General features: G+C 64.6%; 18 protein-coding genes. 10 read left to right on the top strand and 8 right to left on the bottom strand.

Annotated elements, in window-relative coordinates; all coding sequences use genetic code 11:
- Positions 1–13 precede the first annotated feature (13 nt).
- The 6 genes from J4O76_RS12425 to J4O76_RS12400 all read left to right on the top strand — a co-directional run bounded on the left by J4O76_RS12425 (position 14) and on the right by J4O76_RS12400 (position 5,937).
- Positions 14–1,177 carry a D-alanyl-D-alanine carboxypeptidase family protein gene (locus J4O76_RS12425; RefSeq protein WP_056058791.1) on the top strand — a complete coding sequence of 388 codons (1,164 nt, stop codon included), beginning with the start codon at positions 14–16 and terminating at the stop codon, positions 1,175–1,177.
- A 28-nt stretch (positions 1,178–1,205) separates the two neighbouring features.
- Complete coding sequence (locus J4O76_RS12420) at positions 1,206–2,183, top strand: AAA family ATPase (protein WP_426282128.1); 978 nt, start codon at positions 1,206–1,208, stop codon at positions 2,181–2,183.
- Positions 2,184–2,262: 79 nt separating this feature from the next.
- On the top strand, positions 2,263–3,810 hold the full coding sequence (metG, locus tag J4O76_RS12415; protein WP_426282127.1) for a methionine--tRNA ligase: 1,548 nt from the start codon (positions 2,263–2,265) through the stop codon (positions 3,808–3,810).
- Complete coding sequence (locus tag J4O76_RS12410) at positions 3,810–4,586, top strand: TatD family hydrolase (RefSeq protein ID WP_426282126.1); 777 nt, start codon at positions 3,810–3,812, stop codon at positions 4,584–4,586. Before metG ends, J4O76_RS12410 begins: the two co-directional genes overlap by 1 nt.
- Positions 4,583–5,347: an MBL fold metallo-hydrolase gene (locus tag J4O76_RS12405; protein WP_426282124.1), complete on the top strand. Its 765-nt coding sequence runs from the start codon at positions 4,583–4,585 to the stop codon at positions 5,345–5,347. The genes J4O76_RS12410 and J4O76_RS12405 overlap by 4 nt, the downstream gene beginning before the upstream one ends.
- On the top strand, positions 5,344–5,937 hold the full coding sequence (locus J4O76_RS12400; RefSeq protein WP_426282123.1) for a retropepsin-like aspartic protease family protein: 594 nt from the start codon (positions 5,344–5,346) through the stop codon (positions 5,935–5,937). The genes J4O76_RS12405 and J4O76_RS12400 overlap by 4 nt, the downstream gene beginning before the upstream one ends.
- A gap of 220 nt (positions 5,938–6,157) precedes the next feature.
- Here J4O76_RS12400 and J4O76_RS12395 read toward each other — a convergent pair whose 3' ends face one another.
- The gene (locus tag J4O76_RS12395; RefSeq protein WP_426282122.1) at positions 6,158–8,830 is read right to left on the bottom strand and encodes a M1 family metallopeptidase; all 2,673 of its coding nucleotides are present in this window, start codon (positions 8,828–8,830) and stop codon (positions 6,158–6,160) included.
- 167 nt (positions 8,831–8,997) lie between these two features.
- Between J4O76_RS12395 and J4O76_RS12390 the strand changes: the two genes are divergently transcribed.
- From J4O76_RS12390 to mazG, 4 genes are all read left to right on the top strand, one after another.
- A complete protein-coding gene (locus J4O76_RS12390; protein ID WP_426282121.1) occupies positions 8,998–13,023 on the top strand; it encodes a Pls/PosA family non-ribosomal peptide synthetase in 4,026 nt (1,341 codons plus the stop codon).
- Positions 13,020–13,619, top strand: a complete 600-nt coding sequence (locus J4O76_RS12385; RefSeq protein ID WP_426282120.1) for a 4'-phosphopantetheinyl transferase family protein — start codon at positions 13,020–13,022, stop codon at positions 13,617–13,619. The genes J4O76_RS12390 and J4O76_RS12385 overlap by 4 nt, the downstream gene beginning before the upstream one ends.
- Positions 13,616–14,134 (top strand): GNAT family N-acetyltransferase, encoded by a 519-nt coding sequence (locus J4O76_RS12380; RefSeq protein ID WP_426282119.1) that lies wholly within the window; start codon positions 13,616–13,618, stop codon positions 14,132–14,134. The genes J4O76_RS12385 and J4O76_RS12380 overlap by 4 nt, the downstream gene beginning before the upstream one ends.
- Before the next feature lie 83 nt (positions 14,135–14,217).
- Positions 14,218–14,952 (top strand): nucleoside triphosphate pyrophosphohydrolase, encoded by a 735-nt coding sequence (gene mazG / locus J4O76_RS12375; protein ID WP_426282117.1) that lies wholly within the window; start codon positions 14,218–14,220, stop codon positions 14,950–14,952.
- On the opposite strand, the gene hflX is transcribed toward mazG, so the two are convergent.
- From hflX to dusB, 7 genes are all read right to left on the bottom strand, one after another.
- Complete coding sequence (hflX, locus tag J4O76_RS12370; protein ID WP_426282116.1) at positions 14,933–16,225, bottom strand: GTPase HflX; 1,293 nt, start codon at positions 16,223–16,225, stop codon at positions 14,933–14,935. The two genes, mazG and hflX, sit on opposite strands and share 20 nt — an antisense overlap.
- Positions 16,222–16,764, bottom strand: coding sequence for an RNA chaperone Hfq (hfq, locus tag J4O76_RS12365; RefSeq protein ID WP_082441049.1), 543 nt, complete (start codon positions 16,762–16,764; stop codon positions 16,222–16,224). Before hfq ends, hflX begins: the two co-directional genes overlap by 4 nt.
- A gap of 101 nt (positions 16,765–16,865) precedes the next feature.
- Entirely contained in the window at positions 16,866–18,242 is a 1,377-nt protein-coding gene (locus tag J4O76_RS12360; RefSeq protein WP_056058755.1) for a sigma-54-dependent transcriptional regulator, read from the bottom strand.
- A 4-nt stretch (positions 18,243–18,246) separates the two neighbouring features.
- On the bottom strand, positions 18,247–20,484 hold the full coding sequence (locus J4O76_RS12355; RefSeq protein ID WP_156348732.1) for a sensor histidine kinase: 2,238 nt from the start codon (positions 20,482–20,484) through the stop codon (positions 18,247–18,249).
- 52 nt (positions 20,485–20,536) lie between these two features.
- Complete coding sequence (ntrC, locus tag J4O76_RS12350; RefSeq protein WP_426282115.1) at positions 20,537–21,994, bottom strand: nitrogen regulation protein NR(I); 1,458 nt, start codon at positions 21,992–21,994, stop codon at positions 20,537–20,539.
- Entirely contained in the window at positions 21,991–23,055 is a 1,065-nt protein-coding gene (locus J4O76_RS12345; protein WP_426282114.1) for a two-component system sensor histidine kinase NtrB, read from the bottom strand. The genes ntrC and J4O76_RS12345 overlap by 4 nt, the downstream gene beginning before the upstream one ends.
- The gene (dusB, locus tag J4O76_RS12340; RefSeq protein ID WP_426282113.1) at positions 23,042–24,040 is read right to left on the bottom strand and encodes a tRNA dihydrouridine synthase DusB; all 999 of its coding nucleotides are present in this window, start codon (positions 24,038–24,040) and stop codon (positions 23,042–23,044) included. Before dusB ends, J4O76_RS12345 begins: the two co-directional genes overlap by 14 nt.
- Positions 24,041–24,099: the final 59 nt, after the last annotated feature.

Raw genomic sequence — 24,099 nt, 5'->3', positions numbered from 1 at the left:
CACGGAATACCCCATGAAGAAGCTGATCGTCGCACCGCTTGCCGCCCTCGCGCTGGCGCATCCGTCCATCGCCGCTGCGCCGCAGTTCCAGACCGCCGCGCCGATCGCGTACATGGAAGACCTGTCCTCCGGCGCGGTGTTGTTCTCGCGTGATGCCGACCGCCGCATGCCGCCGGCGTCGCTCGCCAAGATGATGACGGTCTATGTCGCGTTCGACATGGTCAAGAAGGGCGAGTTGAAGCTCGACCAGATGATGACCGTGCGCCCCGAGACCTGGGCGAAATGGCATGGCCCGACCGCCGGTTCGACGATGTTCCTGTCGTCCGGTGAGAACGTCAGCGTCGCCAACCTGCTTTACGGCATCGTCACGCTATCGGGTAACGACGCGTGCATCGTGCTTGCCGAAGGGATCTCCGGTTCGGAGCAGGCATTCACCGAGCGGATGAACCGCAAGGCAGCCGAACTCGGCCTCAAGGACAGCCATTTCGGTACCGCGAACGGTTGGCCCGACAACGGCGTCACCTACGTCACTGCACATGACCTTGCCGAACTCGCCGCCGCGACGATCAACAACTATCCAGACCTCTACAAGCAGTTCTACTCGAAGCGCGACTTCACCTGGGGCAAGACGATGGGCGGCAGCGCCATCACCCAGGCAAACCGCGATCCGATCCTTGGTCGTGTCGCCGGTGCCGATGGCTTGAAGACCGGGCATACCGAGGAGGCAGGCTACGGCTTCACCGGCTCGGCCGTGCAAAACGGGCGTCGCCTGGTCATGGTCGTCGCCGGCCTGACAAGCGCGGGGCAGCGCGCAGAAGAATCAGTGCGGTTCATGGAGTGGGGCTTTCGCGCATGGCAGTCGAAGCCGATCGTCGCCAAGGGCAAGAAGGTCGAGACCGCAGCGGTCCAGCTCGGCGATGCCTCGTCGGTCGGTCTCGTCGCGCCCAAGGCACTGACCGTGACTTTGCCCGCCGGTACCTCGCCGAACCTTACTGCGAAGGTCGTGTACGAGGGCCCGATCAAGGCGCCGATCAAGGCTGGCCAGCACATCGCCGACCTCGTCGTAACGACGTCGGACGGCCTGCAGCAGCGCATGCCGCTAGTCGCAGACAAGGATGTTGCCGTAGCCGGCTTCTTCGGACGTGCCTGGGCTGGCCTGACCGGGTTCTTCGGATGACGATGCATGTCCCGGACGCGCGACGGGCATGACTGAGATATTCGGCAACGCCGCCGCGCAGTCCGCTTTCCTTGCGGCGATGCGTGGCGGCGCGCTGCATCACGCCTGGCTGCTGACCGGACCGCAAGGCGTCGGCAAGGCGAGTTTCGCGCGGCTGGCGGCGATGCGGATGCTGGCTGACGGCGCCAATCCCGATGCCACTCCGGCTGGGTTCGACGTGCCGCAGGGCGACCGCACGCGGTCGTTGATCGAGGCGGGGTCTCACCCGGACTACCGTGTGCTCGCGCGTCTTCCAAAGGATCCGGAGAAACCCGACCAGGACCTGGCGCGAAGCATCACCATCGCGCAGGTCCGCACGCTCCAGCCGCTGTTCGCGACGACGCCGTCGATGAGTGCGCGCCGCGTGGTGGTGATCGATGCGATTGACGATCTCGAACGCGGCGGTGCCAATGCGTTGCTCAAGAACCTCGAGGAGCCGCCCGCTGGAACGATCTTCCTGCTCGTCAGCCACGCGCCCGGGCGACTGCTGCCGACGATCCGGTCGCGGTGCCGATTGCTGCGGTTCGAAGCACTGGGTCAAGACGAGGTGACGAAAGCGATCCGCGCACTCCGCCCCGAAGCGGATGACGAAGAGGTCGCCGCGCTCGTCCGTGCCAGCGACGGGGCGCCGGGGCGGGCGCTACGCTATGCCGGCCTGGACATCGCCGGCATCGACAGCGCGCTTGCCGAGATCGCGCGCGACGGTGACCGTGATAATGGCCGACGCCTGAAACTGGCGAAAGCGCTGGGGAGCAAGACGTCGCAACCGCGATACGAGGCGTTCCTGGACCGCGCGCAAGCCTTTGTCGCCGACCAGGCGCGCACGCGATCCGGACCCGCTTTGCGTACCGCGCTCGATGCCCATGCGGCTGCGCGAGATCTTGCCGGCGCGGCGGTTGGACTTTCGCTGGATGCGCAGGCGACCGTCTTCGAAATGGCCGGGATCGTCGCGTCGCTGCGTCAGTAAGCGGCGGAATCGCACAAGCGTCCCGGTGGGGTCTTAGCGTGGGCTTCACCTGATCGGACCGATGCTCTAGGAGCGCGGCATGGCCGACCCCTTTTATATCACCACCGCGATCCACTATCCCAATGGCCGTCCGCATATCGGCCATGCCTATGAGATGATCGCCGCCGACGCGATCGCCCGGTTCCAGCGTCAAGCGGGACGCGACGTGCTGTTCCAGACCGGTACCGACGAGCATGGTCTGAAGATGGCGCAGGCCGCGCGGGACCGAGGCATTCCGGTACGCGCATTCGCAGACGAGATGTCGTCGCATTTCAGCGTGATGGCCGATCGTCTTGGCATTTCCTATGACCGTTTCATTCGTACCGTGGACGCGGATCACTATGCCGCAAGCCGTGCCATCTGGCAGGCTATGGCGGACTCGGGCGATCTGTATCTCGATCGCTACGAGGGCTGGTATTCGGTTCGCGACGAGGCGTTCTATGATGAATCCGAACTGACCGGGGAGGGCGATGATCGCCGTTCGCCGCAAGGTACGCCGGTCGAATGGACCGCCGAGGAAACGTGGTTCTTCCGCCTGTCGAAATATCAGCAGCCGCTGCTCGATCTCTACGCCGCCAACCCGGACTTTATTCGCCCCGAAAGCCGCCGCAACGAGGTGATGCGCTTCGTCGAGGGTGGCCTGAAGGATCTGTCGGTGTCGCGTACCAGCTTTGACTGGGGCGTGCCGGTGCCCGACAGCCCCGGCCACGTCATGTATGTGTGGGTCGACGCGCTGACGAACTATCTGACCGGTATCGGTTATCCCGACATGGCGGGCGACAAGGCGAAGTTCTGGCCCGCCGATATCCATTTGATCGGCAAGGATATCGTCCGGTTCCACGCGGTGTACTGGCCCGCGTTCCTGCTGTCCGCGAACATTCCGCTGCCGAAAAGCGTGTTCGGTCACGGCTTCCTGCTCACACGCGGGGAAAAGATGTCCAAGTCGGTCGGCAACGTCGTCGATCCGATGGCGTTGGCGGACGCGTTCGGCGTTGACGCCCTGCGGTATTTCTTCCTGCGGGAGGTCAGCTTCGGTCAGGACGGGAGCTATTCTCCCGAGGCGATCGTGACCCGTGTGAACGCCGAACTGGCGAACAGCTTCGGCAATCTGGCGCAGCGGACTTTGTCCTTCATCGCCAAGAACTTGGAAGGCGTGTTTCCCTCTGCTGGCACGGTCCAGGAGGCGGATGGCATTTTGATCGAGGAGGTCATCGTCGCATGTGCGGGCTTCAAGGCAGGGTTTACGGATCTGGCCTTGTCGCAGGGTATCGAGGCCTGGATGCGGGGCGTGTTCGCTTGCAACCAGTATATCGACGCACAGGCGCCCTGGGCACTGCGCAAGACCGATCCCGACCGGATGCACGCCGTGTTGCGTACGCTGGTGCGCGCGATCCGCATGCTGGCGATCGCGATCCTGCCGGTCGTGCCGGACTCCGCCGGTAAAGTGCTCGATCAGATTGGCGCGGTCGAGCGCGATCATGCCGCGATCGACGATGATCGCTGGTACGACCGGGTGGCTGCGTCCGACTTCCGGATTACGCCACCATCCCCCGTCTTCCCCCGTCTCGAACTGCCCGCGGAGGCCTGATGCTCGCCGACAGCCATTGCCACCTCAACTACAAGGGGCTCGTCGAGGATCAGCAAGCCGTACTTGCCCGCGCGCGCGCGCGGGGGGTGACGGCGATGCTCAACATCTCGACCCGTGAGAGCGAGTGGGATGATATCGTCGCGACCGCCGAGCGCGAGCCCGACGTCTGGGCAACGATCGGCATCCATCCGAACGAGGCGGACACCTATCCCGATGTCGATGCCGCCAAGCTGATCGAGCGGGCACGGCATCCTCGTGTGGTGGGGCTGGGCGAAAGTGGCCTGGACTACTTCCGCGACACGTCGGACCGCGCCCGCCAGCAAGCGAGCTTTCGCGCGCACATAACGGCATCGCGCGAGACCGGGTTGCCGATCGTCGTCCACACACGCGATGCCGAGGACGATACCGCTGCGATCATGGCAGAGGAAATGGGGAAGGGGGCCTATCCCGGCGTCATCCACTGTTTCACCGCAAGCGGAGCTTTCGCCGACAAGGCGTTGGACATGGGCCTTTATATTTCGATATCGGGTATCGTCACCTTCAAGAACGCACGTGATCTGCAAGAGACGGCCGCGCGCTTGCCCATCGAGAGGTTTCTGATCGAGACCGACGCACCGTTTCTCGCGCCGGTCCCGCATCGTGGCAAGACCGGAGAGCCGGGCTTCGTCGCCGACACGGCGAAATTCCTGGCCGACTTGCGCGGTGAGGATGTCGAAGACTTATCGCGCCGTACGGCCGAGAATTTCCACACGCTGTTCGGCAAGACGCGCGCATGAGAATCACGATTCTCGGATCGGGCACGTCGTCCGGCGTCCCGCGGATCGGCAACGACTGGGGCGATTGCGATCCTGCCGAACCACGCAACCGCCGCACGCGCGCGTCCGCGCTGATCGAGCATGATGGTACGCGCATCCTGATCGACACCAGCCCGGACATGCGCGAGCAACTTCTCGCGGCCGACGTCGACCGGGTCGACGCCGTTATCTGGACGCACGATCACGCGGACCACTGCCACGGTATCGACGACCTGCGCCAGCTCTACCACGCCGCGGGAACGCCGGTACGCGGCTATGCGCGACCCGCCACGCTCGCGGCGCTGGACTCGCGCTTCACCTACGCATTCCATGGCCGAGCCGGCTACCCGCCGACGATCGCGGCAGAAACGCTACCCGATCGGCTGACGATAGGCGGAATCGAAATTCGCGTTACCGATCAACCTCACGGTAACATCCACGCGGCTGGATTGCGGTTCGAAGCGGGTGGCGCTTCGATCGGATATGCTACCGATTTCAATATCATGACCGACGATATGGCCAGGCTTTACGAAGACCTCGACGTCTGGGTCGTCGATGCGTTGCGACGACGACCGCATCCAACACATATGGAATTGCCGGCCGTGCTTGGATGGGTCGACCGACTGCGGCCGGGGCGAACCGCGCTTATCCATATGGACCACAGCATGGACTATGCGAGCTTGATCGCCGAACTTCCGAAGGGTGTCGAGCCTGGTTATGACGGGCTCGTACTCGACGCATGACCGCAGACCGTGCAGCCCAGTTCGCGCTGTACGCCGTGATGCTGATCCTGCCGCTTTCGGCGCTGGTTGCTAGGCGAAGCGCCGTCAAGCCGATGCTCAAGATGGCGCTGGCATGGGTAGGCATCTTCGCCGTCGGTCTCCTGATTGCGAGCCAACGCGATCGACTGTCCGGCGTCATTGCGATGTTCGACGATCAACAGGTCAGCGGAACCGAAACGCGCATACGCATGGCAGACGACGGTCATTTCTGGGCGAACGTGGAGATCAACGGGGTCGGTCGGCGCATGCTGATCGATAGCGGTGCCACGACGACGGCATTGTCGATGCAGACTGCCAAGGCGGCCGGCCTCGATCTCGGTGAAAGTCCGTTTCCCGTAATTCTATCAACCGCCAACGGCCAGGTCACCGCACGGTCGGCGACCGCGAAACGCGTAGTCGTCGGCAATATCGTCATGACCGACTTGGGAATCGTGACGTCGCCGGCTTTCGAAGAGACGGACATTCTCGGCATGAACTTTCTGTCGCGGCTGGGTTCGTGGCGGGTCGTCGGAAAGACGCTGATCCTATCGCCACCGCCATCGCATATTTAACATAATGTATATTATCGATCTGCGACAAATTTCGGATGATTTCCGGGTTGTTCCAAGGTGCCTAGGTAACCTGAACAGCTTACGTATAATGACGACGCCCTAATCGTCATAAGCGATCGTCCCTGGCTCAGCGTATGCGGTTCAATGGTGAACGCTGCTAGATGCCGTGTGAAGAGCCCGACGACGCCACGCCGGGCTGGCTCAGCCCCCTCCTTGCGCGCTACTTCGCGTTCGCAAGAGCCGCTGCGATCTCCGCGGACTTCGCCTGGCGCAATACACCGCAATGGCGAATGCTCTCCAGCGTGCGCTGATAATTTAGCAACCCGACGTTAGCCTTGCGGATCGAGGCGCCGACCCTGGCATCGATCCGATCCGCCTGATCGGCACCGCACTGGACCGCGAGCGCCTGCGGCAGGCGGCTGGTGATGAAGATGCCGTTGCCACCGGCGAGAAGCTTGTCGTAGTTCGCCAGGATCCAGTCGATGCCGAGATCGCGCGTTCCCGCATTGCCGGCGACGCCGAAGATCAGCCCGATCCTGTCATAGCTCCGCATCCGCTTGTCTTCGAGCGACAGGAGATAATTGGCGGCGTCGGGCCGCCCACTGGACGCAGCGGCACCGAGAGCGGCTTGGCGAAAGCCCGGGTCCTCGCTCGATAACGCCTTGTCGACCAGCATCTTCGCAGCAGGCAGACCGCCCTCCTCTGCCACCACGGTCAGCGCAGCTCCGAGAAAGCCGGAATCGAGCGCCGCGGTGTCGCCCGCTAGGTATTTTTCGCCAGCCGTCTTCAACTTGGTCCGGACAGCAACGTCTCGCGCGTCGTCCGCGACGAGATTGACCAGTTCGTGGCGCAGGTTCTGCCGACCTGGATCATCCTTTGCATAGGCGCCCGCTGCCGGGTTGAACCCAAGTGCGGTCAGGCGCGGTGTGTAGATCGAGGCCAACAGTGTGCGGTAGGCAGGCAGCGAAGCGGCCGAGATCAAGCCGCGCGAGCGCAACCCGGCAATCCGCCGCCCGCCGTCGATGCTGGCGGTCGAATCCGGGTTCGCCGCGACCGCACGCGCTTCCGCGAACAGCCATGCGGCCGGTGCCTTGCCCGCGCGGAACGCAGCCCACAGACTGTCGGTGGTGGCGAGCGCCTCGCCCGGTGACAACGTGCCCGAAGCCGCGATCAACGCCTGCCAATCCGCCGGTGCCATGTCGAAACGGTAATAGCCCGCACCGCCGACGTTCGGCATTATCAGGCCCGAGGCGGGCGCGGCAATCGACGTCACGGTCTTGTCGAGCAGCGTGCATTGCTTCGCCGCGCCGACCCGAACGCAGAACGGGATCGTCCAGCTCAATGGCGGCGGGGACGATCCCAGGAAGGCATAGCGCGACTGGGACGCGACGATGCCGTTACCCTGCCGCCGGACGTCGATGACCGGAACGCCCTGCTGGTCGACGAACGATTTCAGCGCGGACAGCACGCGCGGATCCTTCGCCGCATCCGAGATCGACTGGAAGAACTGCTCGGATGTCGCGTTGCCATACGCGTGACGCTTTAAGTGAAGGCGGACCCCCGCCTTGAACTTCTCGTCGCCGAGATAGGCCGCGATCATCGCGACGACCTGCCCGCCCTTGCCGTAGGTTATGCCGTCGAACGCGGAATCGATCTGGCCGTTGTCGGTGATCGGCTGGTGGATCGGGCGTCCCACCTCCAGCGCATCGGTGTTCATCGTGCCGAAGCCCTCATCCAGCGCACCGACGCCGATGTTGAGCTCGGGCCGCCAGGCATTGCCGATGCGATAGCCCATCCAGTTGGCGAAGCTCTCGTTCAGCCAGATGTCGTCCCACCACGCCGGCGTGACGAGGTCGCCGAACCATTGGTGCGATAGTTCGTGCGCGACGATCATCCCGAACGCCTGCTTGTCGGACGTCGTCGCACCGGGCGAGAGGAAGATGATGCCGTCGCCATAGGTGTCCGCGCCCGCGTTTTCCATCGCGCCCGGCATGATCGGCGTGCCGATCTGGTCGAGCTTGGGGAACGGGAACGGCTCGCCGAAATATTGCTCGAGCAGGGACACGATGCGTGGCGTCTCCGCCGTCACATAGCCCATCTTGTCCTTCTGCGCGTGCGTCGCGACGGCGCCATACGGCATCGGCGTTGACCGTTCGGGGGTCGCCGGGATCGTCCCGGTCTGGTGAACGAACGGCCCCGTATCGAACGCAACGAGATACGTGGGCAATGGCTTGGTTACCGCGAGCTGATGCTTCTCCATTCCCCCGGCGACCTTCGTGACGGACACCTTCGGCGCGTTGCCGATCACGACCAGACCTGGATGCGTCGTGACGGACACGGTGAACGGCGTCTTGAAGCCAGGCTCGTCGAACCCGGGAAACGCAGCGCGCGCATCGATGCTTTCGAACTGCGTCCAGCTGTACCAGGCATCGCCGACCTTGACGTGGAACAGGCCGGAAGCGGTGTCTCCGAAACTGCCCGTATAATCGAACGCCAGCGTCGCCGCGCCGGCCGGCAGGACATTCGCGAAGTCCAGCCGCGCTGTGCCACTCTGATCGACCTGCGTGAAGATCGCCGGGGTAGCCTTGCCACCTACCATCGCGACCGCCTTGCCAATTTTCAGGTCGCGTCCGTGAATATACAGGGATTTTGTCGCAGCCTTCAGCGTGACGTCGATCTCGTCATGTCCCGAAAACCGGTCAGCCTCGGGCAAAATGGTGAAGTCGAGGCGATACGCCTTAGGTATCGCCGCATCGGACAGACGCCCCTTCGGTGCGCTCGCATCGGGTACGATTACCGCCTTGGCGGGCGCTTCCGTCATCGCCTTCGGACTTGCATGCGCGGTCGACGACAGCAGGAGAGCGGTGAAACCGATGAGGCATGAGGCGCGCATGTGAAGATTCCCGACGAAGGTGTAGTAGGGGTGTAAGTCAGCACCGAAAGCGCTGCAAGCCTTCTCTGGCCATGCCCTCCATTCGCGCCGGGCGGATGATTTCGAAGGTTTTCCTGTACGCCGATGACGAGTAGCAAATGGCGTTCGACATCGTCTAAGGCTTGAGTATGCAGCAAGACACGCCGGTAAGCCCTTCCGATACCGCCATTTTAGCAAGGACGGCTTACCCGTCGATCGCCCCCGCCCCTGCGTTGCGTGCCGCAGAGCCTTACGCCCGTGACGAACTGCTGCACGAGATCTTCGACGCGACGCGCGCGCTGCATCCCGACGCGACCGCGCTGCGGCTGATCGGTGCGGACGAGGAATTCGACCGAAAGACCGAGTGGACCTACACCGATCTCGCCACGCGCAGCCTCGCGCTCGCGCACCGCCTCCGCGCGATGGGGATCGGCCGCGGCGACCGCGTCGTGCTGTGCCTGCCGCGCGGGCTCGACCAGTATATGGCGATCCTCGGCGTGCTGCGCGCGGGCGCTGCCTATGTGCCGGTCGACTGGGGCTATCCGCAGGACCGGATCGACTTCATCGTCGAGGACAGCGAAGCCGCGCTGACGATCACGGTCGCCAGCCGCGTCGCCAACCTCAAGGGAAAAACGCTCGCCCTCGATGCGGCGCTGGGCGATCTCGCGGCTGAGCCGTCCGAACCGATCGGCCGCGACGTCACTCAGGCCACCCCGCAGGACCTCGCCTACATCATCTACACCTCGGGCACGACCGGCCGCCCCAAGGGCGTGATGATCTCGCACGGTAATGCGTGCCACCTGGTCCGCTCGGAAAGCGCGATCCTCGACCTGACCCCGGCCGACGTCGTGTTCGGCGGGTTCAGCCTCGCATTCGACATGTCGGTCGAGACGATGTGGAGCGCGTTCTTCGTCGGTGCGGTCGTGCTGGTCGCGACCGAGGCGCTGGCGACCAGCGGGCCCGACGTGGCGATCGCGCTCGCCGAGGCGAACACGACGATCTGGCACGTGGTCCCCTCGCTGATCGCGCTGGTCGAGCATCCGGTGCCGACGCTACGCCTGCTCAACATGGGCGGCGAAGCGTGTCCGGCCGACCTGCCACGGCGGCTCGCACGTCCGGGGTTGCGGTTGCTCAACACCTACGGCCCGACAGAGACGTCGGTCACCGCGACCTGGACCGAGGTCTTCCCCGGCCAGCGCATCACGATCGGCAAGCCGCTCCCCGGCTACACCGCCTGGGTGGTGGACGAGCATATGCAGCCGGTCCCCGACGGCCAGGAAGGCGAACTCGTGATCGGCGGTCCCGGCGTCGGCGTCGGCTACGTTAATCGCCCAGACCTGACCGCTGAGAAGTTCATCATGACGCCGTTCGACGGGCCTTCCGGTGCCCCCGAACGCATCTACCGGTCGGGCGACCTGGTGAAGCTCGACGCGGCGCGCGACATCGATTTCGTCGGCAGGATCGATACGCAGGTGAAGATCCGCGGCTTCCGCGTCGAACTCGCCGAGATCGAGGCGGTGATCGGCGAATGGCCCGGCGTCGCGCAGACCGTCGTCCAGCTCTTCACCGACGGCGACGGCTCGGAGTTCCTCGCCGCGTTCCTGATCGCGCGTCCGGCGGAGGAAATCGACATGGTCGGCCTCAAGGCCCGCGTCGCCGAGCGGCTCCCCAATTACATGCGCCCCACGGGCTACCAGTTGCTGTCGCAAATGCCGACGCTCCCCGCTTCGGGGAAAGTCGACCGCAAGGCGCTGGTCAAGCCCGAGATCACCGTGACATCGGACCGCGAGATGGTCGCGCCCGCCACGCCGATGGAGGAAAGCCTGCACCGTGTCTGGGCCGAGGCGTTCGCGCCGCAGCCGGTATCGGTGCTCGACGACCTGTTCGAGGATCTCGGCGGCCATTCGCTGAAGGCCGCTCGGTTGGTTTCGGCAGCGCGAAAGGTCCGTGGCCTTGAAGGGCTGTCGCTCGAGGACGTCTACGCCGCGCCCACCATTCGCGCGCTCGCGCTACGGATCGGTGGCACAACGCCCGTCGCGATCCTCGACGAGACCAGCTTCCACCATATCGCGCCGTGGAAGCGCCGGCTGTGCGTCGCCGCGCAGACGCTCGCGCTGCTGCCGATCTACACGCTGGCGGGCCTCCAATGGTTCTCGCCCTATCTGGCCTACACGCATCTCGCGGGCGACATGCCACGGGTCGACGCGCTGATCCTCAGCGGGCTGTTCTTCACGGTCGTGCCGATCGCGTCGATGTTCCTGTCGATCGCGCTCAAATGGCTGATCGTCGGGCGGTTCAAGGCGGGCGATTATCCGCTCTGGGGCAGCTATTATTTCCGCTGGTGGCTGGTCCGCCGGATCATCGGCGTCACCGCGACGCCGTATCTCGCGGGCACGCCGATGATCCGCGGTTATTACCGGATGATGGGCGCGAAGATCGGCCAGCGCGTTCATATCGGCACCGGGATCATCGACACCGCCGACCTGCTCCACGCCGACGACGATGCGATCATCAGCGATCAGTCGGTGCTGTCGACCAGCTCGGTCGAGCGCGGGTTACTGCGGCTCGGCACCGTCAAGCTCGGCAAGGGCGCGTTCGTCGGGTCGATGGCGGTGGTCGGCCGCAACGCGGCGCTTGGCGACGACGCTATGCTCGACGATCTGTCCGCGCTGCCCGCCGATACGACCATCCCCGCCGGCCAGCGCTGGGCAGGCTCGCCCGCCGCGCACGACGGCGATGCGCCTCGCCGCCCCGCCATCGCAGCCCCGCGCAACGCCGGGCCGGCGATCGGCCTGTTCCTGTGCGCGCTGATCCTGCCGCTGGTCGCGATCCTGCCGATCGCGCCCGGCCTGATCGCGCTGATCGAGCTCGACTGGGCGACCAGCGGCTATGCCTATGTCGCGGTCGCGCCACTGCTCGCGGTCACCTATGTCGTGATGATGTGCGTGCTGACGGTGGCGGCCAAGCGCCTGATCCTCGGTCGCGTCGCACCCGCGGTGTATGCGCTGAACAGCGGATTCTACGTCCGCTACTGGTTCGTGCAGCAGATCAACGACCTCGCGCTGCGCCTGCTCCACCCGATCTTCGCAACGCTGTACGTGGTGCCGTGGTATCGCGCGCTCGGCGTGAAGGTCGGCCGGCGTGCGGAAATCTCGACCGCCAGCGCGATCGTGCCCGACCTGGTCGAAATCGGCGAGGAGAGTTTCATCGCGGACTCGGTGATCTTCGGCGCGGCGCGGATTGGCCACGGCACGATCGAACTGGCGCACACGAAGATCGGCCGCCGCAGCTTCATCGGCAATTCCGCGCTGCTGCCGGGCGGGACGCAGATCGGCGACGAGGTGCTCGTCGGCGTGCTCTCGAAGCCGCCGAGCGACCCCGCGCTCGCCACCGAGGCGGGTAGCACCTGGTTCGGCTCGCCCGCGATCAAGCTGCCGGTGCGCCAGGTCAACACGATGTTCGACGAGGGCGCGCGGTTCAATCCGTCGCGCGCGCTGATCGCCACGCGCCTGTCGATCGAGGCGGTCCGCACCACGCTGTCGCTGACCGCGTTCCTGGTGTTCTTCAGCTTGCTGCTGTCGGTGGTCGGCGACCTCGACGATCTCGACAACGGTGCGCTGGTCGTAGCGGCGACCTTCCCCTTTCTGTACGTCGGCTTCTGCCTCGCCTGTGGGATCTTCGTCCTCGCGCTCAAATGGCTCGTCGTTGGCCGCTACAAGGTCACCACCGCGCCGCTCTGGAGCATTTTCGTCTGGCGCACCGAACTCGTCACCGCAACCTACGAGAATCTGGCGGTCGCCAATTTGCTCGAGCCACTCCGGGGAACGCCGTGGATTGCGCTGTACCTCCGCCTGATGGGCGCGCGGATCGGCAAGCGTTGCTACATCGACACCACCGACCTGACGGAGCACGACCTCGTCGATATCGGCGACGACGTCGCGCTCAACGATTTCGCCGGCTTGCAGACGCATCTGTTCGAGGACCGCGTGATGAAGGTCGGCGCGATCCGCGTCGGCGACCGCGCGACGATCGGTTCGCTCGCGATCGTGCTGTACGACGCGGAGATCGGCGCCGACGCGCAGCTCGGCGACCTGTCGGTGGTGATGAAGGGCGAGACCTTGCCGGACGGCACTAGCTGGGACGGGAGCCCGGCGCGGATCGCCGTCGCGACGTGACGCCGGTCTGGCACGACGGTCCGCTCGTCGCGCTCGTCTGGGACGGGCAGTCTCCAATCGCGTGGAGCGTTGCCGAGTCTGGACCGTACGCTGCCGGCCTGCCCGGCGATGCGCGCGCGATCCGACACGGCCTGGCCGTTGCGCTCATCCGCAAACTGGCCGGCGACTCTGACGATGTTCGACTGACACGCAGTGCGGCCGGCGCGCCGATCGTTTCCGCTCCCGGTGGCTGGTATCTCAGCCTCTCCAGTCGCGGTGCACACGCCCTAATCGGCGTTGCGCGCGCACCGATCGCTGTCGACCGCGAGGTCATCGACGACCACCCTCCGCTCTGGGACATGCTCACCCCGACGGAAGCCGACGCGCTCCGCCGCCTGCCCGCCCTCGCCCAGCCCCAAGCTTGGCTCCGCCGCTGGACGATCAAGGAAGCGCACGCGAAGCTCATCGGCGAACCGCGTCGCATCCGCCCCGAATCGATCGAAACCGTCGTGATCGATCCGACCCATGCGACCGCGACCTTCGAAGGCACTTCGCGCTGCTGGAGCCGTTCCACCGCCGACGCGATCGAAACCATCGCGCAGTGGAGCCAGCCATGACGAGAATCCTGACCCGCCGCTACGAGGAGAAGGACCGCGCCGCCGTCCTCGCGATCTTCGATTCGAACCTCCCCGAGTATTTCGGCGCCGGCGACCGCGAATGGCTGGAGGAGACGCTCAACGAGCCCGACGGCCCGGCATTCGTGGTCGACGTCGACGGCGTCCCCGGCGCGTTCGGCGGCTACGAGATCTGGGAGCATTACAACAAGGCGCTGCTCTTCTGGGGCATGGTCGCGCGGACGTACCATGGCTCGGGCCTCGGCAAGCTGCTGCTGTTCGAACGCCTGCTCCATGTCGCCACCTCAGCCGAACCGCCCACGCGCTACGTCACCGTCGACACCTCGCCTCAGGTCTCGCCGTTCTTCCAGCATTGCGGCTTCGAACTGACCAGCGTCTGGCCCGGCGGCTACCGTTCCGGCATGGACATGCACGAACTCCGCTTCGATATTGCGGGGGTGTCGCTCGAAGAGCTAACGGGCAGACGCGACGCTGCTTTTGCGCGATGTACGGCCTGATACGGTCCAGTCTTCATCTACCACGCCCTCGATGTTTTGGCGTACGTTCCGGACCGAAAAATCCCGTTCTATAAGGCTTCTCTATGATCGAACGTCTCGTCGCCATCATGGCCCGGTTGCGCGATCCCGTCGAAGGTTGCGAATGGGACCGTGTGCAGACCTGGTCCACGATTGCGCCCTACACGATCGAGGAAGCCTATGAAGTCGCCGACGCGATTGAACGGAACGATCCCGGGGATCTAAAGGACGAACTGGGCGACCTTCTGCTTCAGGTCGTGTTCCATAGCCGCATTGCCGAGGAAGCCGGTGCCTTCACGCTGGCCGACGTCGTGACCTCGATTGCCGACAAAATGGAACGGCGTCATCCGCATATATTCGGGGACGTGGAACAGTCGCCCGGATGGGAAGCAATCAAGGCGCAGGAGCGTTCGGTGAAATCGGACAGCAGCGCGTTGGCGGGGGTCGCACTTGGCCTTCCGGCACTGTCTCGGGCCGACAAGTTGCAGAAACGCGCAGGGCGGGTGGGCTTCGACTGGCCGGATGCGAGCGGGCCGCTGGCGAAAGTCCACGAGGAAATCGAGGAGGTTCTCGACGCTCCTTCCGAGAAGCTCGCGGAAGAAGTCGGCGACCTGCTGTTCGCAGTGACCAACTGGGCGCGACATCTCGGAGTAGACGCGGAAAGCGCATTACGCGCTGGCAATCTGAAGTTCGAGGCGCGGTTCCGGGCGATCGAGGATCTCGGCGGCGATGCGTTCGCCGGCATGACCCTCGATCAGAAGGAGGAACTGTGGCAGGTAGTCAAACGTCGCGGTGGGTGAACCGATCGTAATCCGCATCGGAAAGTCGCACGTCATATGTCGTCTCGAGCTCGTCATCGACGCTCCCGAACACTTCGCCATGCGCATGCAGCCAAGCAGCACCCGCGCCATCGCTGGCATCGAGCGTGATCCGATAGCGCCGATGCGCCCCCGTCAGCTTTGCCGCGATCTGCTCGATCAGATGCGGCACCCCTTCCCCACTCAGCGCCGATATCGCCACGACGTCGTCGCGCCGCGCCGCTTCGCCGGCAATCTCGTCGTGCGCGTCGGGATCGAGCAAGTCGAGCTTGTTCCAAACCTCGAACCGCGGCGTATTGTCGTCGACGCCGATCTCCGCCAGCACCGTCTCGACATCGGCACGCTGCGCCTCCGAATCTGGGTGGGCGATATCACGGACATGGACCAGCAGATCGGCGGACACGACCTCTTCCAAGGTCGCCTTGAAAGCCGCGACCAATTGAGTCGGAAGGTCCGAAACGAAGCCGACGGTGTCCGACAGGATTGCCTTGTCGAGCCCGGGTAGCTGAATCTGACGTAGCGTCGGATCTAGCGTTGCGAACAGCAGATCCTCCGCCATCACGTCAGCACCAGTCACGCGATTGAACAACGTCGACTTACCAGCATTGGTATAGCCGACCAGCGCGATTACCGGCCACGGCGCACGCTGGCGACGTTCGCGGTGCAGCCCGCGCGTCCGGCTGACCTGCTCGAGCTCACGCTTCAATCGCGCCATCCGGTCGCGGATCAAACGACGATCCGCTTCGATCTGCGTCTCGCCCGGACCGCCAAGGAAGCCGAAACCGCCGCGCTGACGTTCGAGATGGGTCCAGCTCCGCACGAGCCGGCCAGCCTGGTAATCGAGATGCGCGAGTTCGACCTGCAAGCGCCCCTCGGCGGTCGCGGCGCGTTCGCCGAAGATCTCGAGGATCAGTCCGGTGCGATCGATGACCTTCACCTCGAGCGCTTTCTCCAGATTGCGCTGCTGGATCGGAGTCAGGCTCGCATCGAAAACGACCAGTCCCGCCTCTTCCATCCGAACTTGGGTGGCCAACAATTCAACCTGCCCGCTTCCGATCAGCGTTGCGGGCTTTGCCTGGCGGACGCGGTAAGCGATCCGTTCTACCACCTCGACTCCGATGGCAGCGGCCAACCCCGCGGTTTCCTCCAACCGAGCGTCTACGTCGCGCGCGGCGTCGCCCTGGTCGGGGAGAACGACGATCGCTCGTGTTCCACGGGTGAACTCGTCCCGATCGCGTTCGAAACCACTACTCAATCGTCATCGTCCGTTTCATCCGTGTCAGTGGGCTCTTCGGCAAGGTTCAGCGGGCGCGCCGGCTGGATCGTCGAGACAGCGTGTTTGTAGACGAGTTGCGCCATGCCTTCGCGCTGAAGCAACATGCAAAACAGGTCGAAACCTGCGATCTGGCCCTGCAGCATGACGCCGTTGATGAGGAACATCGTCACGCTGTCTTCGGATTTGCGCACCGCGTTGAGGAAGATATCCTGCAAAAGCGGGTGCTTCTTCTGGTTTTCTCCGACCGCATCGACGATCGCCGACACGTCCATGGGCCCAGCAGGCATGATCGTCGAGATCGCATGCTTGTAGATCAGCTGCGACTGGCCATCGCGGCGCAGCAGGACGGAAAAATTATCGAACCATGTAACGATGCCCTGGAGCTTTACGCCCTTGACGAGGAACATGGTGACCGGCGTCTTGGAGCGCCGGAGTGCGTTCAGGAACAGATCCTGAAGCGAGCCTGGTTTATCGGCCAATGGGATAACCCTTTGTTTTTGGCGGGACTTTGCCCGCAAGGCGCCGTTTCCCGGCGTCGGAGATGCACCCGGTTACCGGGCGCGGTACTGATCTATGATCGCCGCCCTGCTATATCCAGAGGGCGGCGAAATTACGGCGTCTATTCCTCGCGGGTTTCGGTGATGCCGAGCAGCTTCAATTTTCGATGGAGTGCCGAGCGCTCCATGCCGATGAAGCTGGCCGTCCGCGAGATATTTCCCGAGAAACGTCGGATCTGCACCCGAAGATATTCCCGCTCGAACGTCTCACGCGCTTCCCGCAAAGGCGAGCCCATGATCGCGGTCGATCCAGCCGATCCGATATCGCCCTGGTCGCCGAGAACTTCGGCCGGCAAAAGGTCGAGATCGATCCGCCCGATCCGGTCTCCCGGCGCCAGAATGATCGTGCGCTCGACGACGTTGCGCAACTGCCGGACATTTCCCGGCCAGTCGTAGGATTGCAACGCAACCATCGCATCCGGCGCGATTTCCGGCGTCGGCACGCGGCGCTCGGACGCGTAGTGCGCGATGAAATGCTGGACCAACGCGGGGATGTCCTCGCGACGATCAGACAGCGGCGGGATCATCACCGGTACGACGTTGAGCCGGTAATATAGATCCTCGCGGAACCGTCCTTCGGCGATTTCGAAGACGAGGTCGCGGGCGGTTGCCGAGACGACGCGAACGTCGACCTTGACGACGCGCGTACCACCTACCCGGGTAAAGCTCTGGTCAGTCAGGGCGCGCAGGATACGGGCCTGCGTCGCGATCGGCATGTCAGCGATCTCGTCGAGGAACAACGTGCCGCCATGCGCCTGTTCGAACAGACCGGGACGGACGAGATCGCCCGCTTCCTCGACGCCGAACAGTTCCTCGTCCATTCGCTCGGGCGTCATCCGCGCGGCACTGACGATGATGAACGGCGCGTCGGTCCTGAGGCTCCAGCCGTGCAGCAGGCGGGCGGCGACTTCCTTGCCGACTCCCGCCGCGCCCATGATGAGGACCCGACTGCCGGTTGCCGCCACCCGCTTCAAGGTCGCGCGAACGCCGTTGATCGAGCCCGAACTGCCGGTCAGGTCGGTTTCGCGGCCGACCGTAGCCCGCAGTGTCGCCACCTCGCGACGGAGCCGTTCGGTCTCGGTTGCCCGCGCAACCATCAGCAAAAGCCGTTCGGCCTCGAACGGCTTTTCGATGAAGTCGGACGCACCGCGGCGGATCGCGGCGACGGCCGTATCGAGGTTGCCGTGGCCTGAAATCACCAGCACCGGGATCGACGGATCGCGACGCTTGATCTCGTCGAGCAGTTCCAGCCCATCGAGACGCGACCCTTGCAGCCAGACATCAAGCAGCACCAGCGACGGACGCCGCGCTGCGATCGCTTCCAGGGCGGAATCGCTGTCACCAGCGTCGCGTGTCTCATAGCCTTCGTCCTCCAGGACGCCGGCTACGAGTTCGCGAATGTCACGTTCGTCGTCCACGACGAGAATATCGAGCGCCATTAAATCATGTCCGGTTGCGGGTCATCGTGTCGAGTCGGCCCTCCCCAGCCAACTCGGATGCGGATGCCCCTTGGTCGAGCGCGGCCAGCGCCTTGGCGTCGAAGGTCATGGTGACGAGTGTACCGCCCCCCGGCCGATCGGAAAAGCCGATCGTGCCGCAATGCTCCTCAATGATCTTCTTGACGATGGCAAGGCCGAGGCCTGTGCCACGGGCACGGGTCGTTACATAAGGTTCGACGATCCGGTCCCGCTCCGCCGGTAGCCCGATGCCGGTGTCCGCCACTGCGATGCCGACCGTGTTGGCATCGCTCGTCAATGTCATCGTGACCGATCCGCCGGGTTCACCGCGAGTTTCAATAGCTTCCACCGCGTTCTTGACGATGTTCGTGAGCGCCTGCCCGATCTGGCGGCGGTCGCAAACCAGTGTCAGACCCGGATCGTCCTGCACCAGCTGGAAGCTGATCGCGGGATGCGCGACCTCGTGCAGGAACAGCGCCTGGCGGGCGGCATCGACCAGCGATTCCTCGCGGAACACTGGCTTCGGCATCCGCGCGAACGAGGAGAACTCGTCGACCATGCGACGAAGATCGCCAACCTGGCGGATGATCGTGTCGGTCAATCGCGAGAACGTACCGTCCTGCGCCTCGATCTTGCCACCATAGCGGCGTTGAAGCCGCTCGGCCGCAAGCTGGATCGGTGTCAGCGGGTTCTTGATCTCATGCGCGATCCGGCGAGCGACGTCCGACCATGCCGCGCGGCGTTGATCGAGCAGCTGCTGCGTGATGTCGTCGAACGTCAGGATCGGGCCAGTAGCTGGCCGGGCGATCCGCACGGCAAGCGTGCGGACCTCGCTCCCCTGGCCAACTTCGACGATCGCTTCCCGGTCGCCACCATCGAGCATCGCGTCGAGCTCGGGCGCGACATCCACCAGACGCCGTCCGACCAGCCCGCCAGTATCGGTGCCTAGCAACGTCGTCGCCGAATCGTTCGCAATCGTGATCGTCCGCTCGCGTCCGGTTGCGACGACGCCTGCGGAGACCCCCGCCATCACCGCCTCGATCAGTGCGCGACGGCTTTCGAGCTGGCCGTTGGCAGTGACGAGTTCGGTGTTCTGCGCCTCCAGCTGCCCGGTCATCTGGTTGAACGCGTTGGCGAGCGTGCCGACCTCATCGCGGCTGCGCGGATCGGGGACACGCGCGGTCAGGTCGCCGGCTGCCACCCGGCGTGCGGCGTCGACGAGCTCGCCCACCGGCCGGACGAGACGATCCGCAACCGCCAGCGCGATCCACACCGCAATCCCCACGATCAGCAACGAGATCAACAACAGTGCCGCATTGAACTGCAACTGGAGACTACGCGCCCTGGCCAGAAGCGATCGATAACTCTTCAGCACGTCGTTCGCACGCGTGGTCTGTTCGGAGAGTGATTTCGTATCCTCGACGCGGCCTGCATAGAGAAACAGCTCGTCAGATCCGGGCAGCATCGTGATCGTCTGGATACGATCGCCCGTCACCGCAACGACCGCGCTTTTGCCCGACCGCAGCTCGGCGATCGCCGAGGGCGTGACACGGCGCGTAAAGTCGATTTCGTACGGGTTGACGATCGCCAGCGTCTGGATCCCCTGCTGAGGGGACAGCTTGAACAACGCAGCTTCCGAGAGGCTGCGAAAATAGACCTGTTGGAGGAACCAGCCGGAAAAATCCGGGCTCTGCAGCGAGCGCTCTCGGAGATAGGCGGACATGTCGCTTGCCATCGTCACGGTGGCTTCCTGCCACCGGTTGAGCTGGCGTGCGTAGGACGACTGGGCAAGCCCGGTCGCGTTCTCGAGCATCCCGCGCGCCTGATCGGAATACCAGAACTGGACGCCATATTGGAACAGCAGCGATGCGAAGATCGTCACCAGCAGCATCGGCACGGCGGCGACGATCGAGAACAAAGCGACGAGGCGAACGTGGAGGCGACCGCCACCGCCCACCGGAGAACGCGCTGCACGGCGCATGGCCACACGTCGCCCTAGCAACATGAGGAGAGCGATTCCGGGCACGAGGTTCGCGACCAGCAGCAGCGCTACCAGGGGTGGCGGGATCAGGCGCTGCGGCGCGTCGCTGCCGGTAATGATAAAGTAGCTCGTAACGGCGATCGCGATCGCCACACCGAGCACGACCGCCTCTACGGCAGGCGTCACGGCAAACCGGTGTGCAGGCCCGTCATCGTCCATCGGTAGCGTCGCGGAAGCGATCATCGTTGCCCCGATACAACGTCAACCGTTGCCGTGAAACCACATAATGACAGAATTACCGCCGTTCCGGTTCGTCTACGCGAGGCGCGTCGCTGCCGATCGTACCGCCGATATCGATGCCGAGCGTATCGAGGCGTTTACGCAGGGTATTGCGGTTGATCCCCATCGCGCGGGCGGCCCGAAGCTGGTTCTGACCATGACGCGCCAGCATCGCCTCGATCAACGGCCGTTCGACTTCGCCGATCACGCGGTCGTAGAGCGTGCCGTCATCGAGTGCAGCCGGATCGTCATGAGCGATGCGCGCGATCATCGCGCGGACCGCTTGTCCGATATCGAGGCCGACCGGGTCGGTGAGCGTGGCGTGGCGGCCGATCATGGTACGGATCGCGTCCGCGTCGATGACTTCGTCGCGCGACAAGACTGCCAGCCGCCGCATGAGATTTTCGAGTTCGCGAACGTTGCCCGGCCAGTCATGCCCGCCAAGCGCGACCAGGGCGTCACTGGCAAGCTGACGCCGTGGAAGGCCCTGTGCAGCGGCGTGATCCAGAAAATGCCGCGCGAGCAACGCAATGTCCTGACGTCGTTCGCGCAGGGGCGGCAACGTGATCGGGACGACATTGAGCCGGTAGAACAGGTCTTCGCGGAACTGCCCTGTCGCGACCTGTGACGCCAGATCGCGGTTGGTCGCGGCGACGATGCGAACGTCGACGCGGATCGTCCGTGCGCCACCGACGCTGGTGAACTCGCCCGACTGGAGCACGCGCAGGAGGCGGGTCTGCGCTTCCATCGGCATGTCGCCGATCTCGTCGAGGAACAGCGTGCCGCCCGACGCCTGTTCGAACCGTCCGGCGTTGCGCGTCGCAGCGCCGGTGAACGCGCCGCGTTCATGTCCGAACAGTTCGGCTTCGATCAATTCGCGCGGAATCGCGGCCATGTTAATCGCGACGAACGGGGCTGCGCTACGCGGCCCGAGATCATGGATCGCGCGCGCGACGAGTTCCTTGCCGGTGCCCGATTCGCCCGAGATCAGCACGGTCAGATCGTTCGATACGACGCGCGCGATGATCCGGTAGACGTCCTGCATCGCCGCCGAACGCCCGATCAGGGGCAGCGCGCGGTCCGCGTCGTGGAGCGTATCCTCAGATACCATCCCGCCCCGAGCGAGCGCACCGGCAACCGCGCGGGTCAGCACGTCGAGGTCGAACGGCTTGGGTAGATATTCGTACGCACCAACCTCGGCCGCGCGGACCGCCGTGGTCAGCGTGTTCTGCGCCGAGAGGACGATGATCGGGAGCAGCGGAAACCGCGCGGCGACGCTGCGGACATGATCGATGCCGTCGCCGTCGGGGAGGATGACGTCGGTGATGAGAACGTCGGGCAGCGTCACCGCAAGCGCGCGTTCGAGTTGCGCGAGGCTGTCGGCGACGGTGACGTCATGGCCGGCGCGACGGAGAGCCTGCGCGACGACGGTACGAATCGCGGCGTCGTCATCGACGACCAGAACCGTACTCATGACGCGGCTCTCGGCAGCAGGAGGCGAAGGACGGTCATCTCGGGGTTTCCTTCGCGGCCGTATTGGACGATGCCGCCCATGTCCCTGGTCAACTTGTCGACCAGCGCGAGACCGAGCCCCTGCCCTTCGCGTCGACCCGATACGAACGGGTCGAACAGGTGATCGGCGATGTCGGCGGGGGCGCCGGGGCCGTTGTCGAAAATGCAGATCTCAATCGGCAGCGGCAGGCGTGGCTTGCCGGGTGCCGAACTGACGGTGATGCCGTGACGGTACGCGGTGGTCATGACGATCCGCGGTTCTCGTTCGTTGCGAACGGCTTCGCGCGCATTCTTCAGCAGGTTTATGACGATCTGCAGCAACGCGTCGCGGTTGATCTGCGCGGGCGGGAGCGAGGGATCGAAGCGTTCCTCGATCGTTATACCGCGCGCGAAACCGGCGAGTGCGAGCCGGCGGGCATGACCGAGCAGCGGATAGATGTTCTCGCTGGCGAGCGGCAAGGGCCGGGTGTCGCTGAAGTCCTGCATGCGGTCGATCAATGCGGCGATGCGGTCGACTTCGGTTACGATCAACGTGGTGAGTTCGCCCGCGCCGAGCAGTTGCGCCGCGCCGCGGATACCAGACAGCGGATTCTTGATTTCGTGCGCGAGCATCGCGGCGGCGCCGACCGCAGCCCTTGCTCCAGCCGCGCGATCCGCGGAGTGTCCAAGCCGCCGCGAGGTGGCGGATGCGTGCAAGGTGATCGCGCGCCAGCCCGGATAGTCGGCGATCTGCGTCTCGGCGAAATCTGCACGGATCTTGACACCGCGCGCGGTCGAGATTTCGGTGTCGTAGACGGCGAGAGCGTGTCCGTCCCGATTTCGCGGATCGTCGGGCGGCGGGATGATCGCATCGAGCGGCTGTCCGATCATCAACCGTTCCGACAGGTTCAGCAGTTGCTCGGCGAGCGCATTGGCATGCGCGACCCGGTGGTCGGGATCGACGACCACCACAGCCACCGGCAGCGCGGCAAAGAGTTCTGCGAACCCCGGCCGATTGCGCGATGGCGTATCAGGCTGCTTCAAGGTCGCGGCAGGGAGCGTAGAACTCGGCCAGCATGGCCTTGACTTGCTTGGGGTCCGGTACCTGGTTCACCTTGTTGCGGAACTCGGCCGAACCGGGCAGCCCCTTGGTGTACCAGCCGATATGTTTCCGGGCCATGTTGACGCCGGTCTCGATCCCGTAATGCTCGAGCATCGCCTCGTAATGGCCTGCGATCGCGTCATATTGCTCGGTGATCGACGGGTCCTCGATGCGACGGCCGGTGGCGAACCATTCCATCACCTGGCCGAGCACCCAGGGGCGGCCGTAGCTGCCCCGACCGATCATCAGGCCATCGGCCCCCGACTGATCCATCGCCGCTTCGGCGTCCTCGATGGTGCAGATGTCGCCGTTGACGATCACCGGTACGCTCACTGCTTCCTTGACCTTCCGGACGAAGCCCCAGTCGGCGCTGCCCTTGTACATCTGGTTGCGTGTGCGGCCGTGGACGGTGATCAGCTTGATGCCGAGGTCTTCCGCGATCCGCGCGAGATCGGGCGCGTTCAGGCTGTCGTGACACCAGCCCATCCGCATCTTGAGCGTCACCGGCACGTCGACCGCCTTGACGGTGGCCTCGATGATCGCGCTGGCCAGCTTGGTGTCGCGCATGAGCGCCGAGCCCGCGTCGCCGTTAACGACTTTGCGTACCGGACAGCCCATGTTGATGTCGATGATCGCCGCGCCGCGATCCTGGCTGAGCTTCGCGGCCTCGCCCATCTCGTAGGGCGTGCAGCCGATCAACTGCATCGATACCGGCTCCTCGAGCCGATCCCACGCAGCCTTTTGCAACGACTGGCGGGTCTCGCGGATCGCAGCCTGGCTGGCGACCATTTCGGTGACGTTGAGGCCCGAGCCATAGCGTCGCACGAGTGTGCGGAACGGCATGTCGGTGACGCCGGTCATCGGCGCGAGCACGACGGGGCTTTCGATCCGGACGGGACCGATCTGGATAGGAGCAAGGTTACGCATGGATGTGCCTGAAAAAGAGGCATCCCCTACCCCGTCCAGGGGTTTTTCGCAAGACTGGC

It is taken from the genome of Sphingomonas sp. NFX23 (assembly GCF_049887795.1).
Taxonomy (GTDB): Bacteria; Pseudomonadota; Alphaproteobacteria; order Sphingomonadales; family Sphingomonadaceae; genus Sphingomonas.
This window is presented reverse-complemented; position numbering and strand designations above follow the sequence as displayed.

Coding starts and splice junctions, on each gene's coding strand:
- metG (WP_426282127.1), top strand. CDS start 2,263: ATGGCCGACCCCTTTTATATCACCACCGCGATCCACTATCCCAATGGC.
- mazG (WP_426282117.1), top strand. CDS start 14,218: ATGATCGAACGTCTCGTCGCCATCATGGCCCGGTTGCGCGATCCCGTC.
- J4O76_RS12425 (WP_056058791.1), top strand. CDS start 14: ATGAAGAAGCTGATCGTCGCACCGCTTGCCGCCCTCGCGCTGGCGCAT.
- J4O76_RS12380 (WP_426282119.1), top strand. CDS start 13,616: ATGACGAGAATCCTGACCCGCCGCTACGAGGAGAAGGACCGCGCCGCC.
- J4O76_RS12405 (WP_426282124.1), top strand. CDS start 4,583: ATGAGAATCACGATTCTCGGATCGGGCACGTCGTCCGGCGTCCCGCGG.
- J4O76_RS12395 (WP_426282122.1), bottom strand. CDS start 8,830: ATGCGCGCCTCATGCCTCATCGGTTTCACCGCTCTCCTGCTGTCGTCG.
- J4O76_RS12355 (WP_156348732.1), bottom strand. CDS start 20,484: ATGATCGCTTCCGCGACGCTACCGATGGACGATGACGGGCCTGCACAC.
- dusB (WP_426282113.1), bottom strand. CDS start 24,040: ATGCGTAACCTTGCTCCTATCCAGATCGGTCCCGTCCGGATCGAAAGC.
- J4O76_RS12400 (WP_426282123.1), top strand. CDS start 5,344: ATGACCGCAGACCGTGCAGCCCAGTTCGCGCTGTACGCCGTGATGCTG.
- ntrC (WP_426282115.1), bottom strand. CDS start 21,994: ATGAGTACGGTTCTGGTCGTCGATGACGACGCCGCGATTCGTACCGTC.
- J4O76_RS12360 (WP_056058755.1), bottom strand. CDS start 18,242: ATGGCGCTCGATATTCTCGTCGTGGACGACGAACGTGACATTCGCGAA.
- J4O76_RS12420 (WP_426282128.1), top strand. CDS start 1,206: ATGACTGAGATATTCGGCAACGCCGCCGCGCAGTCCGCTTTCCTTGCG.
- J4O76_RS12390 (WP_426282121.1), top strand. CDS start 8,998: ATGCAGCAAGACACGCCGGTAAGCCCTTCCGATACCGCCATTTTAGCA.
- J4O76_RS12410 (WP_426282126.1), top strand. CDS start 3,810: ATGCTCGCCGACAGCCATTGCCACCTCAACTACAAGGGGCTCGTCGAG.